This is a genomic window from Anoxybacillus sp. B2M1, from assembly GCF_001634265.1.
GTDB classification, from domain to species: domain Bacteria; phylum Bacillota; class Bacilli; order Bacillales; family Anoxybacillaceae; genus Anoxybacteroides; species Anoxybacteroides rupiense.
Genome location: NZ_CP015435.1, coordinates 1,972,353 through 1,989,052 on the forward strand (window position 1 = coordinate 1,972,353; position 16,700 = coordinate 1,989,052).

Genomic DNA, 16,700 nt, shown 5'->3' on the forward strand with positions numbered 1-16,700 from the left:
TTTTTTTTCGGTTCAATGAAAATTCGTTTCCACAAAGTAAGGGGGCTCTATCAATAAATCCATGCTGGTTTTCCGATATTCACTAACCGTTTCGATGATTCTTTCGGTTCATTAAAACGGCTTTCTTATAGCAATTTTTCAACCCGAACGCCTTAACAAAATAAAAAAGCAGGTAGCCCCTGCTTTTTTATTCCTATTTTCAACATCATGCTTTCTGGACTCTTAATTGAATTCGATTTCCAGACGGATCGACTGTCGCTGCTTCTGTTCCTGTCCATTCAACTTTAGCCCCTATTGCTTTCAAGCTTTCAATCGCCTTTTCAAGCTCCTTTTCATGCGGAAAAACGATAGAAAACAAGCGCAAACCAAGCGCGTTTTCCGGCGGTTCCGGAGCTCCTACACCTATCCATGTATTCAATCCAATATGGTGATGGTACCCTCCAGCTGAAACGAATAATGCATGATTGTCCATGCGAATCGTAATATCAAATCCTAAACCTTGGTGATAAAATTGTTCTGCTTCATGCATATGGGCAACATGTAAATGAATATGACCCATTTTCGTTTTTGGCGGCAATCCTGTCCAAGGAGCATGATCTGCCTCTGCTAGCAATCCCTCTACATCAAGTGGCTCGGTCACCCCTTTGTATTCGCCGTTTTCTGCTTTTTCCCATTGCTCTCTTGGCCTATCAGCATAAATTTCAATGCCATTTCCATCTGGATCAGCCAAATACACCGCCTCGCTGAATTGATGATCTGATGCGCCTTGCAGCGGATAGCCTACCTTCAGCAAATGAAGCAGCACACGTGCTAGGATAGAACGATCAGGAACTAAAATGGCAAAATGATATAAGCCCGTCGTTCGCGGCGGTTTCCTTACTGTATCGCTGCTTTCCTCCAATACAATAAGCGGCGTGATCCCGTCAGCTGTTAGCACCGCTAAGTTTCCTTTCTGCTCTAATAGTTGAAGCCCTATCCATTTCGTATAAAAATGAATGGAGCGGTCGAGCTTTGCGACACGTAAATGAACATGGCCAATCTCTACTTTCGGATGAATCGTAGATCTCATGAATGAAGACTCCTTTGATTTATTTTAATTTAATAATATTTAAGTTCGAGATAAATAAGCAAGTGGTTAAATAAAAATATTTTACTTTTTATCATAAATATCAAATAATAATCAATATAAAAAATATAAAAAAAGAAATAAAATGGATATTTATCCATTTTATAAAAAAAGAACGAAGAGGCAATCTCATTGTCCCGTTATAAAGGGAAAATCCTTTTAATTGTTAATACGGCAAGCTGCTGTCATTTACGCTTCAAAGCATCCACCTTATCCAACTGCCTTTTTTACAAAATTTCTCCCCAAATTTTAATAGCTGTTCCTAAAATTAAAACCGCTAAAATGATTTGAAGCGCTTTTGTATTCATCTTTTGCCCTGCTTTTGCCCCCAGCGGAGAGGCGATTATACTTGCTATAACCATAATCAGCGCCGGGATAAAGTCAACTTGTCCTGTCACAATTTTACCAAATGTGGATCCAATCGAAGAAATAAAAGTAATCGCCAACGAAGAAGCGATCGTCATTCTTGTTGGAATCTTGAGCACAACAAGCATAATGGGAACTAGCAAAAACGCACCAGCTGCCCCGACAATGCCTGACCCGATTCCAACCATCAACGCAAGACCCGCTGCAAGCCATTGATGAAAAGTAACCTGATCTAGCGGAACATCATCAATTCCTTTTTTAGGAATAAACATCATCATTGCAGCGAGCGCTGCAAGCACTCCATAAACAAGATTAATGCTTGCGCCTGTCATAAATTTTGAGCCGTATCCACCAATAAAGCTGCCAATTAAAATGCTAACGCCCATATATAGAATAAGCTTTTTATTTAAATAACCACCTTTTCGATAGGCCCATACACCGCCAATGGTGGCAAAAAACACCTGCACCGCACTTACTCCAGATACTTCATGAGCGCTGAACGCGGCCAATCCAAAAAGCGGCGGAAGGTAAAGCAGCATTGGATACTTAATAATCGAACCGCCGATCCCCACCATTCCTGAAATAAAAGAACCGATAAAGCCAATGAGAAAAATAACAATAATAAAATTAAGCGTAATGTCCACTTGATAAATCCCCCTTTATCAAAGAAAGAGAGGGTACTTTATGCGTACCCCCATGCGTTTTTACCGCTTAATGTGTATGGTGTAGCGCGCAGCGATTAGGTCCGATCTCAAGTTCTTGCTGTTGTTCAGCATCCGCTTCCTTTAAACCACGATTAATGGCTACAATTTCCTCGAAGTTTGGCGGTGTTTCATTATTGGCGTTTTGTACTACCATTTCCACAAACTCTTCTTTTGATTGATTCTGCATCATCTCATTGCGGGCACGAATATTCCCAAGTGTATCTCCTACAAAGCCGGCACCATTCATCTCATCATCCAAACTCGCATAATGGCCTGGCAACACCACAACATCATCCGCAATAGCCGCTACTTTTTCGTAAACCGTATCATATAAATCAAGCGCCCATTCCGCGGCTTTTCCTCCTAAATCCGGTCGTCCCAATCCGCCTACGAAAATCGTATCTCCTGAAAAGAGCAGCTTATGATTGACAAAAAACGAAACACTCCCTGGAGTATGTCCCGGTGTTTTCACCGCCAGCACTTCTAATTGAACCTGTTCAAAATCAATCGTGTCGTGCATTTCTAACGGTTCAAAATGATAGACCGCTCCTTCGCTTTTCATTAAATAGTATTTCGCCCCTGTCCGCTCTGCTAGCTCTCTACCTCCAGAAATGTGATCGGCATGCAAATGTGAATCGACAATATGGGTAATATTCACTCCTTCTTCCCTCGCTACATCTTCGTACACATCAATAAAACGAGAAGGATCGACAACTAAAGCTTCTTTTCCAGAAATAACCATATATGACAAACAACCTTTACCGACTCGAATAAATTGATACACCTTCATGTTTTCATCTTCATATACCATCGCTTTATGCAAATGCTCGCTCCATGCTTGCATCCCATCGACAAGTGTAAAGACATTTTGGAATCCAGCCTCCTCAAGCTGTTCTGCTACAAACTCAGATGAACCCCCTTTCGCGCAAACCACGATGACTTCCTGATCTTTTGGAATGCGATCCACTACTGCTTCGATCCCGTCTATTAATTCAAAATAAGGAACGTTTAAATACGCAAAATTTTCCCCTTCAATTTTCCAATCCTTAAAGTCACTTTCGTTGCGAACATCAAAGATAAAGACGTGCTCCTTCTTTAACACTTTACTTGTTAATTCTTTTACAGTCATTTGCTTCATAACCAAAATCCTCCCTTATCGTATGATGAAATCCCCCAAATCCCTCTCGCTTACATCTGTTCCTTCTCTAACGGTCCTGTCCACTGCGACATGCCAGGAACGACATTCCATACATGTAAAAATCCATATTCCATCAGCTTCTGCGCCGCTAGATCGCTGCGGTTTCCTGTTCGACAGATCACATACACATGGCTCTCTTTTGATATTTGGTCCATTTTTTGCTCCAATTCTCCAAGCGGAAGCGAAAGCGCACCCGGAATATGTCCAAATGCATATTCTGCCTGTTCCCGAACATCTAAAACAGTCGTGTTCGCTTCATTTAACCGTGCAAGCAACTCTTCATTCGAAATAATATGAGGAAATTGTGGTTGCTCTTTTTCCTCATTTTCACTTACCTTACGAATATAATGTTTTAGCACGTTCCCCTCTTCCATCGTTCCAATATACTGGTGTCCTGTGCTTTCTGCCCACGCCTTAATATCAGCTTTAGAACCTTTATCTGTAGCTTGAATCTCTAATACTTGCCCCGGCTGTAATTCGTTGATGGCCTTTTTGCTTTTTACAATCGGCATTGGACATGATAGCCCTTTCGCATCAACCATCATGTTTACATGAATCATCTGCTCTCCTCCTCCCATTACTTGACAGGCCCCTCCCATGCCAGCATGCCACCTGTCATGTTTGCTGCCTTATATCCATAGCGTTCTAACAATTGTACAGCTTTTGCACTTCTTCCTCCTGAACGGCAAACCATCACGTATTCTCGATCTTTTGATAACTCGTTCATCCGAAACTCAAGAAGTCCGAGCGGAATATTCAGTACGCCTGGAATGGCCCCCGCTGCTACCTCTTCCATTTCGCGAACATCAATAATATGCAGGCGATGTCCGCTTTCAAGCAGTTGCTCCACTTCTTTTGCTGTTATTTCCTTCATGTTTTTTCCTCCATGCTTTCTAGCGCCATGCATTCATGCCGCCTGTCACATTCGTCACTTGCTGAAATCCTAGCTTCTTTAACAGCTTGCTTGCTTTCGTGCTTCTCATGCCACTTTGGCAAATCACAATCACTTCCTGCTCCTTTGACAGCTCATGAGCACGCTCTTTCAATTCGTGAAGCGGAATATTTTTAAATCCATGAATATGATGAGCGTGAAACTCCAACGGTGTTCGAACGTCAATGTACTGTACTTTTTTATTGCCTAATTCTTTTTTTAAATCAGCCGCATCGATCGTTCGCACATCTCTAGCAGGAAGCAAGCGGCTTGCGAAAAACCATGCGATAAGTAAAAAAAGAATGGTATTGATGACCATTTGCGCCATGCTTCTCACCTTAAATAAATAAATTCACATTTCCTTCTGAAGCATCTGCCAAATAAGCAGCTACCCCAGCAAACTCAACACCTTCAATCAATTCTTCTTGCGTAAGCCCTAGAAGGTCGACGGTCATTTGACAAGCAACAAGTTTGACTCCTTGCTCTTGCGCCATTTCTATCAGCTGCGGAAGAGGCATCGCGTGATGCTTTTTCATAACACTTTTAATAAGCCTTGGTCCAACTCCCGCAAAATTCATTCGGGAAAGTCCCATTTTATCTGCCCCTCGCGGCATCATTTTCGCGAACATCTTTTCTAAAAAGCCCTTCTGAACAGGGATTGCTTCATCTTTTCTAAGCGCGTTGAGCCCCCAGAATGTATGAAAAATGGTGACTTCATGATCATACGCCGCAGCGCCATTGGCGATAATATAGGCCGCCATGGCTTTGTCGTAATCACCGCTGAATAAAACGACCGTCGTTTTTTTCTTGTTATCCGCCATCTAGCTCCTCCTTTTCACAAATACATGTATAGGTATATTTTTTTTATAAAAAAATAATTATGCTTTTTTGATCCAAAATGTAAATACGCCATTTTCCTCTTTCATATCCACCAGCTGATGCCCGCTTGCTTGTGCCCATGCGGCTAAATCTTTTTTCGCACCTTTGTCCGTTGTTTTCACCTCTACTACCTCACCAGAAGCAAGCTGATCGATAGCTTTTTTTGATTTCACGAGAGGCATTGGACATGACAATCCTTTGGCATCAACGACTTTTGCAATATTCATCAGTTAGTTCCTCCTTATTTTCATTTTTACCATTACCCCTATATGTATATTATTACGCTACAAAAAATTTGTCAACTCCTATTTTAAAGAGTTGACACCTTATTTTATCGGCTCTTTACTAACAGCTCTACCGCTTCTTTTACAAGCTGCTCCGTCTGCTCTCCTTTTTCAATATTTTCTCGAATACAATGCTCTAAATTCGTGCTCACAATAACCGCCATAGCTCGGTCGATCGCATTTCTGGCAGCGGCTAGCTGAGAAACCACACTTTTGCAATCTTTTCCTTGCTCCATCATGCCGATCACACCTTTTACTTGTCCCTCGATTCGCTTAAGACGATTTTTGATTTCTTTGCTATAGTCCATTTTGATTCACCTCTTTTTAGCCCTTAATTAGCCTGCTGATCTTCATTTATCTTCAAAAGCATTGCTTTCTTTACATTATAACATGTACATCCTTAATTATATACCTATAAAGGTATATATTCAAGCACTTGCATCGCGTTGCTCCATACATCATCATTTAAGCGGGACAACCGATGAGGCTGTCCCGCTTCTTTGCATGACCTATGGCTGACTAATCAGCGACATAATGGTTTCTGGATCAAAACCTAGTACCCATTTCCCATTGATTTCTGTTTGTGGGACTCCTGTATGTCCTGTTGTCTCCACAAGCCGCTTCGCCGCTATTGGATCAAGTTGGACATTCACTTCTTTAAATGGAACCCCCTGCTCCTGCAAAAAATTTTTGAGCATCACACAATAAGGACATGTCGTCGTCGTATACACGGTTACATGATTCATGTTTTTCCCTCCACCAAATTATTAAAGTAATACGTCTTGCGCAAAATTTAAGAATGTTGTTGTTCCCACAACACCAGTGCCAACAACCAAATACTCTTTTAAGGACCAGCTCATCCATTGTCACTTGATATGCAAGACATTGGATGTCTCATTCTTGTATTGTTCCTTCTCAAAAATAAATACCCATACATGTATATTACCTGTATAGGTATATAGTAAAATAAATATTGTGTGATGTCAATGTTGTTTTCCCTCAGTTATCAACAACAAACTAGGGGCCTGATCTGAAAACAGCAATGTGTCAGCGTATGAACGTCTAAAATCTTATGCACTAAAAGACGGAAATCAGCAACAAATGAATAAGCACAACAATGGACAGATTTCTTTAGCTTTAACAGCTAAATAATAAATGCGGGATCTATTTTTCGCTACAGTATCCCTTTCATAGCCTTCTTTCTAGAAAGCTAACTGCGCCAAACCATACGAGGCCCATCATCCAAAAAATCGGTTACATCCATATAAAAAGGCTCGCTGATTATAAAAGAACAGCAAAAAAATACAGTCCAAACATGGCCACAACTGCAAACATTAAAGTTGATAAAAAGAGAATCAACGGTCTTGATGTCCGAAAGGTTTGTTCATTAATTTGTTTCGCTTTTTGAAAATAGCTGACAGTTGAAAAAATGATGGTGCTGACTCCAGCCAGTACCGACAGTATGCCGATCCATTGCACAGCTGCATTCGGCAACGTATGGAAAGAAGATTTGATATGTAAATTAATGATTAAAAAACCGATACCGGTAATAGCGATCGCCGTTCGAATCCACGCTAAATAGGTTCGTTCGTTTGCCAAATGCTGCTGAATATATTTTGAGTCAATAGTAGCGACTCGTTCTTTCTCCGCTTGCATATTGCGCACCTCCCGCTCTTTCCTGTACTATACATGAGAAAAAAATACGGTTCAATCCTAAGATCATTTTACCAATTTTCGATTGCGTTTTAACGAAAGTTCTCACGGGAATATGACTAGAATCTCGTATATACAATGTCTCTGCACCAGCTCCCTAATATAGATGCATAGATATGAAGCTTGCATTTTTTCACGATCAGATGGCCACACAAAACCGGAAAATGGGCTGAAACAGTACTTTTTAGATTTTTGTCATACACTTAAATAAATAACGAAGGCAAATCTATAACCGCCTCGTCTTCAACCTCGATGTTCCTCATCCCTCCTTCCACAGTGAAGCCTGATTGATATTTTCTCATAAAAATTGCACCCTCATTGCTAGATCGAGCTAACAATTAGGGTGCCCAGCTGCCAGCAGCTTTGTTCATTATATAAACTTCCGATGCACCGTCTTCCCTTCATATGTGAACAGTACCGGTTTATTTTCAACGATTGTTTCCATATGAACGGTTCGGCCCCAAAGCTGATAAATATAAGGAAGCACCTTTTCTAAATATTTAATATCAAGTTCAATTCCTTCATACCAATGCTTTAAATACAATTCGCCATTGCGCATATAATCTCCGTCATTAACGGTAATGTATGGAAATCCCCCATTCACACGAGTACTGACTAGCTGATCGCGAACATGCTCCCAGTCTTTGTCAACAATTTTATAATCCTTGCCTTGTTTTTGGAATAAGTACATATCCTCACGCATCACTAACTCTTTCGTTAAATAGTTGCGGAGAAAGGAAATATCTGAATCAAGCTCGCGCACCTCAAAAATTTTGGCACGCCCTGATCCCGGCTGAACGCCCCTTCTTTTCATCTCCTCTGTTGGATTATTCCATCGTTCTTCGATATCTTCAAATATTTTCAACCCTAAATAATACGGATTTATGCTCGTGCGCGACGGCTGGACAACTCCCGCATTGAGTTTAGCAAACTCAATCGCTTCATCGCTCGTCAAATCCATCTCCCGCAAAATGCGCTGGTGCCAATAGGACGCCCAGCCTTCATTCATAATTTTTGTTTCAAGCTGCGGCCAAAAATAGAGCATTTCTTCCCGCATCATTGTTAAAATATCGCGTTGCCATTCTTCCAGCTCGCGGCTGTATTCTTCAATAAACAAAAGCACATCCTTCTCCGGCTGCGGCGGAATTTTTCGCCGTTTTTTGCGCGGGGGAGCGGCGGGTTTATTTCGTTCATCGAGCAACCATAAATCATCATATGGAGTCGGCTTTACATCCTCTTCCTCTTCTTCAACTTCTGTATCTGCAAGCGTCCACGACAGCTTCGACCGAAGCAGAGATGGATCAATATGCTCCTGAATAGCCAAGACGGCATCTAAAAATTTTTCCACCTCTAATTTTCCATACTGGTGTTCATAATGTTTAATCCGCTCTGCCGTCGCAGCCATGCTTTCGACCATATCTCGTTTTGTGTTGCTAAAGCGGACATTATTTTTGAAAAAGTCGCTATGGGCCAAGACATGAGCGACAATCAATTTATTTTGAATTAATGAATTCGAATCTAACAAAAATGCATAGCACGGATCGGAATTAATAACTAGCTCATAAATTTTACTCAGCCCTAAATCATAATGAAGCTTCATCTTGTAAAATTGTTTCCCAAAGCTCCAGTGAGAAAAACGTGTCGGCATTCCATAGGCGCCAAATGTATAAATAATGTCAGCAGGACAAATCTCATATCGCATCGGATAAAAGTCTAAACCAAAGCCTTCAGCAATCTCCGTAATCTCCGAAATCGCCCGTTCTAGCTCTTTCAACTCGCCTTGCCTCATGCGCATCTCCTCCTTTTTCTCTTATCCTAAATGTATGAGAAAAAAGAGCATTTGATACGTGTAGATCGCTTGTTTATCCACCCAAGCTTTTAGAAACAAGGCATGCCTATAAACTGTCCTCTTATGAAGAAACGCTCACCGTAAACGGAACAGTAATCACCTTTCCTTCGCGTTGAAACTGTGCCCAAACTTGATAAATTCCGTCTTTAGGAAACTGGACCATAAATGAAGCTTCTGATCCTTCGACCTGTTCGTCAATCGGATGCGCGTGCAAATAATCATAGCTTCCTTTGCGGATAATGACAACATGTCCCATGGCACCTAAATATGGCTGTAAATGAATAGGCTTGCCGCTCTTTTCATCTTTTAAACGAAATGTCAATGTCGCCTCTTGTCCAGCTACGAGCTTATCAAAAGACAGCGTAATTTCTTTTCCCTCTGCCACTTTAGTTAAATGCTCGTCCGGTTGAAGCGAAACAGCTTTTGCCTTTTCTCCTTGAACGACAACATCATCATTTTTAACTGTAGGATCTCCCCCTTTTGAAACATAATCAGCATACAGCTGATATTCGCCACCGCTTGGGAACGTGACGGCCGTTGTAAATAAGCCGTTACCTTTATATTTAGGATGCAGATGATCAAAATACGATAAATCGCTGCTTACGATAATCAGATGCATCTGTTTTTCATGCTGAATTTCAAAATCTTGAACGGGATTCCCTTTTTGATCCTGAATTTGTATCGTTAAATGGGCTTGTTCATTGCTTTTCAGAGGCTTTTCCGCAAACTTCCAAACCATTTGCGTAGCCGCATGATTTTCTTTACTCATGTGCTCGTGCATTTCGTTATGAGCCACGCCCTGCTGCTGATCTCCGTGATGCATTTGCTCGCTTTCATGGCTGTTGTTTGATTGGCTGCAGCCACTGGCTGATATAAAAATCGCCATAAGAGTGAAACATATTTTTCTTCCATTTCGTCTAATGAACAGGCCCCATCTTCTCACGCTTTTAAAACTTTAAATTTCTATTCTGGAGTGAGGGCTCTCTTAGACACAAAAACGCTCCCCTCTAAGTAGTCAGATTTTTTATTTTTTAATCTGTCTACCTTAAGGAGAGCGTATCACGAAATATGGTGTTTTTCTAACTTGCTTTTTAATGTTCGTGTAAGCTTGATACGGATACCCGTTGTTTATGATTTGGATTTCCTAACGGATAAACAACCGCCATTTCATTTTGTTCATCTACTTGTTCAATATAAATGCGTTCTCCGTTATAAGTGACGTCGGCCATGATCGGAGATGCAGCAATTTCTCGCGCCCTTCTTACATCCATTGCACTTGTCCTCCCTTTTGAAATTGATAACGATTTTAATATGGGCCATTGTTTCAATGAATATACGTATAAAAATCAACAAAAATACCAGCATAAATAAAGGAATGATCTTCATGACACACAATCTAAGCGGCAAAAAAATAGACAATGAGCCATGTGCAAACATACACAAAATCTGCCGCTCAAAAATACACTCTCCTCTTTCTCCGCGCATATCATGAAGCGAAGAGAAAGGGGGGAAAGCTATTGTACTACTATGATCCATATGCTACTTATTACCGTGAACAGCCTAAAACAGGCAGTATCCGAAAATTAGCAAACGATTTATTAAATGGAATGAAAGGAGAAGCTACTGCTATTCATTTTTATACCCAGCTCATGCAGCTGGCAAAGACAAACGAAGAAAAGTTGTACATCTCTCATGCGTTGAAAGATGAACAAGCGCATTTACAACAATTTGTTCATTTGTACATCTCCTTGTTTGGTGCACAACCTGTTTATCAAGCTGAGTCGAAAACCTTTTCGTCATTTGCTGAAGGATTAAAAATAGCTCGAGAAGACGAATTTGAAGCATATGAACAATATCGAAACACCTATCTTTCGACCCATGATCAGCATATCCGCGATGTGTTCTTTCGCGCAATGACCGATGAAATCGAGCACGCGCTTCGTTTTTCCATCTTAGCCCTTGAGCAAGCAAGAAGCTGATGCTAAAAGCGTCAGCTTCCATCTTACTTATGCCCCCGCCTACACTCTGTTTAGAGAGGGGAGAGTTACGGATGGATCATCCATATATCTGGATATAAGCTGCAATAAAGAAATGGGCGGTTTTGCTCATGGACAAGCCTTATTGATATAGAAGTTCAAGATGTTGGTTCTTTAACGAACAGATAATGACCGATTTTGGCGGACAGGCAACAGCCAAAAAATAGACCCCTCGTTTCTTTTTGTAATCCAATGGTGGATATATCACCTAAAATAGACGAATGACCCTCTCTCACCTATGATCCATTAAGAGGCGGGAGACTTCTTGGTGGAGTATGTTAAACATTCCACTCCACACAAGGAAAAGTTAACATTGTCACTCGTATATTTCTTTTGCTTGTTGAAATCGTTTATAATTGGGAAGGGACAAATTTAAAAATAAAAAGTGCGGTGATGAGATGGAGCAGCATTTACATCATTTTATCGAGCAATTCGGCTACATTGGCATTATGATTGCTTTAGCAGGAGGAGTCATTGGCCTCCCTGTTCCTGATGAAGTACTATTAACATATGTTGGATATAACGTTTTTACAGGTGCCATGTCATATCCAGCAGCACTAGGCTGCAGCTTCATCGGTGCGCTCCTCGGCATCTCAATCAGCTATTACTTAGGCATACGCTTAGGAACCCCGTTTTTGCACAAATTCGGTCCAAAAATGCATATGTCAGAGAAGAGAATTGAGCAAGCAAAAGTTCTCTTCGCTAAAATGGGACCTTTCCTCTTATTTATCGGCTATTTTGTTCCCGGGATTCGGCATGTTTCAGCATTTCTGGCCGGAACGAATGAATACCGTTTTAAAAAATTTGCCGCTTACGCTTATACAGGCGCTTTTTTTTGGGTATTTACCTTTACCACTTTTGGAAGGATATTAGGGAGAGATTGGAGAAATATACGGCATTATATGGAGCATTACAGCCTCTACCTTCTTGGCATCCTCATGATTGGTTTATTGATTGCCGGTTATGTTTACTACCAGCGCATAACAACAAAGGAAAATGCATCATAAAAGCACAAGGGTATCCCGCTTAATATTGGGCACCCTTGTGCTTTTGGCGTGCTATCGTGAAAATCATCTCAGCAGAATCGCTTAAGGCTTCGCTTCTCCTTTTTGAAAGGTGTCGGTTAAAATCCCCATAAATGTTCCAAATCCAAACATAAACATGGACGATCCCATAATCCCTAAGCTAATAATGGTGAGAAAGAAATCTTTATTGTAATTGTTTGCAATGAAGCTTAGTAAAAATAGTGCAAATCCAACGATCAACCCTACTGAAGCCATCATTTTACACATTTGTGTAATCGCTTTCCCTTCGTACCGTGTATTCATATTTATCATCCCCTTTCTTTAAGGATAATATTTTTGTCACAAAATTGCAACATTTCTAACAACTATTTTATACCATTTTCGTTTATAATTATTTTTTACCTCATTGAACAACATTTACACCACAACAAATACGCTGTACATCATAAACTAACAATAGCTCCTCGATGAAGGAGGCATGCACATTGAACACAATGGATTATGATAAAGCGTTATACTACACCCACCGTTCCGAATGGGATCATCTGCTTATTTTAATGGTACGTACACAAGATGATTTGCTTTCCAAAAAAATTGAACATTTTCTTCATGCTTATAATTTTGAGTATGATTATTCTGTCATTCAGCGACGACTCACCTCCTTGCTGCGATACATTGACCATGCTTTAGAGATGAGCGAGAGGGAGTACGATATTGGAGATGAGCCATATATACATTATTCTCCATAAAAACAAGGAAGGGATTTCCCTTCCTTGTTAGCATGTTTTATACCAGATAAAATTACTCGATTTACCGCGCATTTTTGATAAAAAGTTTGCGGCCAAACATGCCGCTTTTAATTTTATTGATCGTTTTATAAAGCGGTGTTGTTTCATCAAAAACGGCCCACACTCCATATTGATGCAAATCTTAGTGTGTGAAGTTCCCTCTCTAAATAGACAGATGATGCTCTTTTTTTACTGGAGAGGAAAACTTTATCACAGCCAAAGTAGAAATGATTAATAAGATGCTTAATATGGCATACGGAAGCAAAATATGCTGAGCCGCAACAGCGCCTGTAAACACACTTAACAATAGAGTCCGGATCATAAATCCTAAAGCGCGGAACAAACTGTCCACTCGACCCATTTTATCATTAGGAATACTTTCCATCATCAATGAACTGCGCGCTACTCTTGCCCCCGCATTGGCAAATGCCGTAAGAACCACAAGTACATAAAAGATCGCCGTCTGTTGACATAAAAGAAACATCGTGATACTAACTGCATAAATACCGACGCTTAAAGCGACACTTCTTTCTATCGCCATGCGTTTCAATAAAATAGGAGTCACCAGTCCAGCTATAGCGGCTCCAATTCCATACACCATACTTTGGATGCCATATACGGAACTGCCTTGCTTCAGCACATCGGCAATATAAATGGGATGAAGATAATTGGTCATCATGACTCCAATAAACGGCATAAATGAAGCGAGAAGGAACCAAAATAACGATGGTCTCTCCTTCATGCAGCGATATCCTTCGAGCATCTTTTCGCGGAACAATGATTGATCCTTGCTCTCAACAAAAGAACGTTTGTACGGAATCAGCCATATGCATAAAAAGGCCAGTACATAGGTCAGTGCATCAAGCGATAAAATCCATGAAAATGGAATATGGTCAATCATTACGCTTGCCGCTCCTCCAGATATGACTGTCGCCAACTGACCTTGAATTTCCATCATTCCATTTAACTGTTTATATTGCTCCTTAACAAATAATTCTTGATTGAAAGCAAACAAGGTTGGATAAATAAGAAAATAATAAAGGGAGCCACTTGCAAACAAAACGGCTAAATGCCAAACTTTATATTCTCCTGCTCTTCCAAGCAAAGCAAAGAGTAACGAGATGGAAAATCCTATTACCTCCCCAGCAAGCAATATTTTCTTCCGAGAAAAACGGTCGATCCACATCCCGATATATGGCGTCAACAAAAACATCATGATCGTTATCGCAGTTGTCATATATCCGAACGCCGTTTCGCCGCCGCTTTTTTGAACGAAAAGCCAAGGAATAGCTGTCATCGTAATCCCTGTTCCAATAGATGACAAGGTATTGGCTAGTAACAAATAGTGCAAGCGGCGATCCCGATAGAGGCTATTCATGATCTATCTTTAGCCATTTGGAGGCCTTCATATAACGAGTCAGAGTCGCTATAATCCCATCAACCTGTTCCGCTGCTGTGGCTGTCAAACTTTTCTCTGCAAAGCTTACCGGATCCAGCACAAGCTGATTAGGAATTGCATTGGCATATACACCACGCATAACCGTTCGCATGTTATTGAGAGCATTTATGCCTCCTTTTCCTCCTCCACCAACAGCAATTAATGCAACTGGTTTATGCTCAAATTCGTTTTTTCCTAAGAAATCAAGCGCATTTTTTAGAGCCCCGCTCATCGCACTATGATACTCCGGAGAACAAAGAACAACACCATCAGCTTGTTGAACGAGCTGACGCAGGCGAATAACAGCCGGTAACAGATTTTGGCTTTCTTCCCCGTTGTATAGCGGCAATGCGGGCTTGCTTAAATCAATTAGCTCAGCTCCATAATTCTTCGCAATATATTCTGCAACGATTCCAGTTCTTCCCATTTGACGCGGACTTCCATTGATTACTACTAGTTTCATGCTCATCTCTCCTTATGATTTTTCCTATTTTTAATATAAGCTACATAAATGATCGCTAACTCCTTCCATAAACTGATTTTCTTTTACGAAAATGGACGGAAAGGATACTACAACTAAAGTCCGAGATGTTTGACAGCGTACAAAGCGGCTTGCGTGCGATCAGCAAGTCCTAGTTTTGCCAAAATATTTGATACATGTGTCTTGACTGTTTTTTCTGTAATCATTAAAGAGGCGGCAATTTCTTTATTACTTTTTCCTTTCGCAATTTCAGCCAATACTTCTTTTTCGCGCTTTGTCAGTTCCTCTGTCTTATGTTCTGTTGCTGGCTCTTGATAATGCAAATGATTCATAACATGCGGAATCACTTTAGTGTGGAGTTCGCTTTCTCCTCTATGTATAGAACGGATAACGGCAACGAGATGATCAGGCTCAATATCCTTTAATTGATAACCAGATGCGCCAGCACGAATAGCTGGAATCACATGGTCTTGATCAGCAAAGCTTGTTAAAATGAGAATCTTCGTCTTTGGAGATCGTTCCTTCATTTTCTTCGTCGCTTCAATTCCATCCATGACCGGCATAACAAGATCCATGATAACAAGATCTGGCTGATGCTCCATAACAAGTTGAACGGCTTCCGCGCCATTTGCCGCCTCTCCAACAACCTCAATGTCTTTTTGAGTTTTTAAAAAAAACACTAACCCTCTTCGTACGATATGATGATCATCGACAATTAACACTTTTATACTCACAATTTCCCCTCCTTCTTTAGTGGGATCGATAATTCAATTGCTGTTCCCTTTCCAATGGAGCTTTTCATACTAAAAACGCCGTTTACTGCTTCTACCCGTTCTTTCATGCTCTTCAATCCCAGCGATAACGTTTCTGCTCCTGTATAATGAAATCCGCACCCTTTATCGCTAATTTTTACAGCCACGCGTTCGTTTTGCACGGACAGCATGATCTCCACTTCGGAAACACCAGCATGCTTTTTACAGTTATTTAACGCTTCTTGTCCGACCCGCCATAAGCATTGTTCGATTTCATTGGGTAAATCAAGCACTCCTTCAATATCAAGCTTTACATTTAATCCAAGCATTTTGCTATAGTTCATCAATGCGCTGGCAACACCATTTTCTAAACCTTGGGGACGAAGCTGCCAAATTAAGGCTCGCATTTCATGAAGCGCCTCTTGTGCTAATGTTTGCATATGCTCTAGCGCTTCTTTTATGTTTTCTTCTGTCGCTATTTCCTTGGCACCGCTCGCTGTCAGCAGCAATGAAAACAGCAATTGGCTGACCGAGTCATGCAAATCGCGCGCCAGTCGATTTCGCTCCGCAAGCAAGGCAAGCTTTTGTTCATTTTCCACAAGCTTTATACGTTTAATAGCCGTTCCGATCTGATAAGCAACTGACTCTAAAAGAGCTAGTTCCTCTTTGGAAAAACGCTGTTTATGAGGAGAAGCAACATTTAAAATCCCAAACTGCTCGTCTCCGGCACGCAAAGGAACGGTCGCATGATGAGTAATTCCGTTTGTTTCTCCTCGATTTTTTACTATTGCTTCTTTTAGCCGTTTGCACTCGATAATATTGACGGCGTTTTTCAGTCTGCCATCCTGATAACGTTCTAAACACCAGCATATCCCTTCACACATCGGTTTTTTATTTTCTCTCATTAAAGCAGGCGGCAATTCATAATCAGCCATTAAAGTATAGGTTCCATCTTCTTCGACCCAAAAAATCCATCCGCATTCCAGTCCTGTAACATCGATTAGCTGTCTTAAAACCGTCGGCAGCATTTCTTGCAAATCATTGGCCTCATTTAATGTTTCAGCGATCGTTTTCATCGTCTGCAATGCTTGAACACGCTTCATCTCTTTTGCCATTTTCTTTCTCCTTTC

Annotated in this window: 22 protein-coding genes; 3 read left to right on the forward strand and 19 right to left on the reverse strand. The window is 40.9% G+C overall.

The window, feature by feature from the left end:
• Nucleotides 1-205 precede the first annotated feature (205 nt).
• From GFC28_RS09495 to GFC28_RS09560, 14 genes are all read right to left on the reverse strand, one after another.
• Nucleotides 206-1,069: a VOC family protein gene (locus GFC28_RS09495; protein WP_044745595.1), complete on the reverse strand. Its 864-nt coding sequence runs from the start codon at nt 1,067-1,069 to the stop codon at nt 206-208.
• A 284-nt stretch (nt 1,070-1,353) separates the two neighbouring features.
• On the reverse strand, nt 1,354-2,136 hold the full coding sequence (locus tag GFC28_RS09500; protein ID WP_044745594.1) for a sulfite exporter TauE/SafE family protein: 783 nt from the start codon (nt 2,134-2,136) through the stop codon (nt 1,354-1,356).
• 67 nt (nt 2,137-2,203) lie between these two features.
• Complete coding sequence (locus GFC28_RS09505) at nt 2,204-3,334, reverse strand: MBL fold metallo-hydrolase (RefSeq protein WP_082063786.1); 1,131 nt, start codon at nt 3,332-3,334, stop codon at nt 2,204-2,206.
• Between the two features lie 50 nt (nt 3,335-3,384).
• Nucleotides 3,385-3,954 (reverse strand): sulfurtransferase TusA family protein, encoded by a 570-nt coding sequence (locus GFC28_RS09510; protein ID WP_044745592.1) that lies wholly within the window; start codon nt 3,952-3,954, stop codon nt 3,385-3,387.
• Between the two features lie 17 nt (nt 3,955-3,971).
• On the reverse strand, nt 3,972-4,268 hold the full coding sequence (locus GFC28_RS09515) for a rhodanese-like domain-containing protein (RefSeq protein ID WP_044745758.1): 297 nt from the start codon (nt 4,266-4,268) through the stop codon (nt 3,972-3,974).
• A gap of 19 nt (nt 4,269-4,287) precedes the next feature.
• Nucleotides 4,288-4,653: a rhodanese-like domain-containing protein gene (locus GFC28_RS09520; RefSeq protein WP_044745591.1), complete on the reverse strand. Its 366-nt coding sequence runs from the start codon at nt 4,651-4,653 to the stop codon at nt 4,288-4,290.
• Between the two features lie 10 nt (nt 4,654-4,663).
• Nucleotides 4,664-5,146 (reverse strand): DsrE/DsrF/DrsH-like family protein, encoded by a 483-nt coding sequence (locus tag GFC28_RS09525; RefSeq protein ID WP_044745590.1) that lies wholly within the window; start codon nt 5,144-5,146, stop codon nt 4,664-4,666.
• Between the two features lie 57 nt (nt 5,147-5,203).
• Nucleotides 5,204-5,431, reverse strand: coding sequence for a sulfurtransferase TusA family protein (locus tag GFC28_RS09530; protein WP_044745589.1), 228 nt, complete (start codon nt 5,429-5,431; stop codon nt 5,204-5,206).
• A gap of 104 nt (nt 5,432-5,535) precedes the next feature.
• Entirely contained in the window at nt 5,536-5,796 is a 261-nt protein-coding gene (locus tag GFC28_RS09535) for a metal-sensitive transcriptional regulator (protein ID WP_044745588.1), read from the reverse strand.
• Between the two features lie 201 nt (nt 5,797-5,997).
• Nucleotides 5,998-6,234 (reverse strand): glutaredoxin family protein, encoded by a 237-nt coding sequence (locus GFC28_RS09540; protein ID WP_044745587.1) that lies wholly within the window; start codon nt 6,232-6,234, stop codon nt 5,998-6,000.
• 535 nt (nt 6,235-6,769) lie between these two features.
• On the reverse strand, nt 6,770-7,144 hold the full coding sequence (locus GFC28_RS09545; RefSeq protein WP_044745586.1) for a YidH family protein: 375 nt from the start codon (nt 7,142-7,144) through the stop codon (nt 6,770-6,772).
• Between the two features lie 427 nt (nt 7,145-7,571).
• On the reverse strand, nt 7,572-8,990 hold the full coding sequence (locus GFC28_RS09550) for a SpoVR family protein (protein ID WP_044745585.1): 1,419 nt from the start codon (nt 8,988-8,990) through the stop codon (nt 7,572-7,574).
• Between the two features lie 121 nt (nt 8,991-9,111).
• Complete coding sequence (locus GFC28_RS09555; protein ID WP_044745584.1) at nt 9,112-9,936, reverse strand: hypothetical protein; 825 nt, start codon at nt 9,934-9,936, stop codon at nt 9,112-9,114.
• Nucleotides 9,937-10,141: 205 nt separating this feature from the next.
• A complete protein-coding gene (locus tag GFC28_RS09560) occupies nt 10,142-10,321 on the reverse strand; it encodes a small acid-soluble spore protein H (RefSeq protein WP_044745583.1) in 180 nt (59 codons plus the stop codon).
• A gap of 246 nt (nt 10,322-10,567) precedes the next feature.
• On the opposite strand from GFC28_RS09560, the gene GFC28_RS09565 reads away from it, so the two are divergent.
• Nucleotides 10,568-11,029 carry a ferritin-like domain-containing protein gene (locus GFC28_RS09565; protein ID WP_044745582.1) on the forward strand — a complete coding sequence of 154 codons (462 nt, stop codon included), beginning with the start codon at nt 10,568-10,570 and terminating at the stop codon, nt 11,027-11,029.
• Between the two features lie 455 nt (nt 11,030-11,484).
• The gene (locus GFC28_RS09570; RefSeq protein ID WP_044745581.1) at nt 11,485-12,093 is read left to right on the forward strand and encodes a DedA family protein; all 609 of its coding nucleotides are present in this window, start codon (nt 11,485-11,487) and stop codon (nt 12,091-12,093) included.
• An 81-nt stretch (nt 12,094-12,174) separates the two neighbouring features.
• Here the strand turns inward: GFC28_RS09570 and GFC28_RS09575 are convergent, their stop codons facing one another.
• Nucleotides 12,175-12,414 carry a hypothetical protein gene (locus GFC28_RS09575; protein ID WP_044745580.1) on the reverse strand — a complete coding sequence of 80 codons (240 nt, stop codon included), beginning with the start codon at nt 12,412-12,414 and terminating at the stop codon, nt 12,175-12,177.
• Between the two features lie 182 nt (nt 12,415-12,596).
• Here GFC28_RS09575 and GFC28_RS09580 point away from each other — a divergent pair, with 182 nt between their 5' ends.
• Nucleotides 12,597-12,860: a YhdB family protein gene (locus GFC28_RS09580; RefSeq protein ID WP_044745579.1), complete on the forward strand. Its 264-nt coding sequence runs from the start codon at nt 12,597-12,599 to the stop codon at nt 12,858-12,860.
• A gap of 202 nt (nt 12,861-13,062) precedes the next feature.
• Here GFC28_RS09580 and GFC28_RS09585 read toward each other — a convergent pair whose 3' ends face one another.
• From GFC28_RS09585 to GFC28_RS09600, 4 genes are all read right to left on the reverse strand, one after another.
• Nucleotides 13,063-14,277: an MFS transporter gene (locus tag GFC28_RS09585; protein ID WP_044745578.1), complete on the reverse strand. Its 1,215-nt coding sequence runs from the start codon at nt 14,275-14,277 to the stop codon at nt 13,063-13,065.
• Nucleotides 14,270-14,800 carry an NADPH-dependent FMN reductase gene (locus GFC28_RS09590; RefSeq protein ID WP_044745577.1) on the reverse strand — a complete coding sequence of 177 codons (531 nt, stop codon included), beginning with the start codon at nt 14,798-14,800 and terminating at the stop codon, nt 14,270-14,272. The genes GFC28_RS09585 and GFC28_RS09590 overlap by 8 nt, the downstream gene beginning before the upstream one ends.
• Nucleotides 14,801-14,913: 113 nt before the next feature.
• Nucleotides 14,914-15,552, reverse strand: a complete 639-nt coding sequence (locus tag GFC28_RS09595; protein WP_044745576.1) for a response regulator — start codon at nt 15,550-15,552, stop codon at nt 14,914-14,916.
• Nucleotides 15,549-16,685, reverse strand: a complete 1,137-nt coding sequence (locus GFC28_RS09600) for a GAF domain-containing sensor histidine kinase (protein WP_044745575.1) — start codon at nt 16,683-16,685, stop codon at nt 15,549-15,551. The genes GFC28_RS09595 and GFC28_RS09600 overlap by 4 nt, the downstream gene beginning before the upstream one ends.
• Nucleotides 16,686-16,700: the final 15 nt, after the last annotated feature.

Bases quoted from the DNA above. Each gene is read 5' to 3' on its own strand.
- GFC28_RS09495 (WP_044745595.1), bottom strand. From the start codon at position 1,069: ATGAGATCTACGATTCATCCGAAAGTAGAGATTGGCCATGTTCATTTA.
- GFC28_RS09505 (WP_082063786.1), bottom strand. From the start codon at position 3,334: ATGAAGCAAATGACTGTAAAAGAATTAACAAGTAAAGTGTTAAAGAAG.
- GFC28_RS09510 (WP_044745592.1), bottom strand. From the start codon at position 3,954: ATGATTCATGTAAACATGATGGTTGATGCGAAAGGGCTATCATGTCCA.
- GFC28_RS09515 (WP_044745758.1), bottom strand. From the start codon at position 4,268: ATGAAGGAAATAACAGCAAAAGAAGTGGAGCAACTGCTTGAAAGCGGA.
- GFC28_RS09520 (WP_044745591.1), bottom strand. From the start codon at position 4,653: ATGGCGCAAATGGTCATCAATACCATTCTTTTTTTACTTATCGCATGG.
- GFC28_RS09525 (WP_044745590.1), bottom strand. From the start codon at position 5,146: ATGGCGGATAACAAGAAAAAAACGACGGTCGTTTTATTCAGCGGTGAT.
- GFC28_RS09530 (WP_044745589.1), bottom strand. From the start codon at position 5,431: ATGAATATTGCAAAAGTCGTTGATGCCAAAGGATTGTCATGTCCAATG.
- GFC28_RS09535 (WP_044745588.1), bottom strand. From the start codon at position 5,796: ATGGACTATAGCAAAGAAATCAAAAATCGTCTTAAGCGAATCGAGGGA.
- GFC28_RS09540 (WP_044745587.1), bottom strand. From the start codon at position 6,234: ATGAATCATGTAACCGTGTATACGACGACGACATGTCCTTATTGTGTG.
- GFC28_RS09545 (WP_044745586.1), bottom strand. From the start codon at position 7,144: ATGCAAGCGGAGAAAGAACGAGTCGCTACTATTGACTCAAAATATATT.
- GFC28_RS09550 (WP_044745585.1), bottom strand. From the start codon at position 8,990: ATGAGGCAAGGCGAGTTGAAAGAGCTAGAACGGGCGATTTCGGAGATT.
- GFC28_RS09555 (WP_044745584.1), bottom strand. From the start codon at position 9,936: ATGGCGATTTTTATATCAGCCAGTGGCTGCAGCCAATCAAACAACAGC.
- GFC28_RS09560 (WP_044745583.1), bottom strand. From the start codon at position 10,321: ATGGATGTAAGAAGGGCGCGAGAAATTGCTGCATCTCCGATCATGGCC.
- GFC28_RS09570 (WP_044745581.1), top strand. From the start codon at position 11,485: ATGGAGCAGCATTTACATCATTTTATCGAGCAATTCGGCTACATTGGC.
- GFC28_RS09575 (WP_044745580.1), bottom strand. From the start codon at position 12,414: ATGAATACACGGTACGAAGGGAAAGCGATTACACAAATGTGTAAAATG.
- GFC28_RS09585 (WP_044745578.1), bottom strand. From the start codon at position 14,277: ATGAATAGCCTCTATCGGGATCGCCGCTTGCACTATTTGTTACTAGCC.
- GFC28_RS09590 (WP_044745577.1), bottom strand. From the start codon at position 14,800: ATGAAACTAGTAGTAATCAATGGAAGTCCGCGTCAAATGGGAAGAACT.
- GFC28_RS09600 (WP_044745575.1), bottom strand. From the start codon at position 16,685: ATGGCAAAAGAGATGAAGCGTGTTCAAGCATTGCAGACGATGAAAACG.